Here is a 251-nt window from a genome sequence, read left to right as displayed (position 1 = left end):
CGAGCGCAGCGGCATCGCCACGGTCGCCGATTTCCGCCGCCGCGATGTCGCCGCCGGCGGCCACGGCGCGCCGCTGATGCCGGCCTTCCACGCCGCGCTGCTGGGCTCGGCCGGCGAGGACCGCGCCGCGCTCAATCTCGGCGGAATCGCCAATTTCACCTTGCTGCCGGCGCGCGGCGAGGTGCGCGGTTTCGACACCGGCCCGGCCAATTGCCTGATGGACGCCTGGGCGTTGCGCCACCTGGGCCAGG

The 251-nt window shown here is 74.9% G+C and carries 1 protein-coding gene; it reads left to right on the top strand.

The features are described from left to right. Window positions 1-251: anhydro-N-acetylmuramic acid kinase (locus tag HKX41_12530; protein ID NNC24961.1), on the top strand; the 251-nt coding region annotated here is incomplete at both ends.

The organism is Salifodinibacter halophilus (assembly GCA_012999515.1).
GTDB classification, from domain to species: Bacteria; Pseudomonadota; Gammaproteobacteria; order Nevskiales; family Salinisphaeraceae; genus Salifodinibacter; species Salifodinibacter halophilus.
Note: the sequence above shows the minus strand (reverse complement) of the source record. Positions and strands in the feature narration are given on the sequence as shown.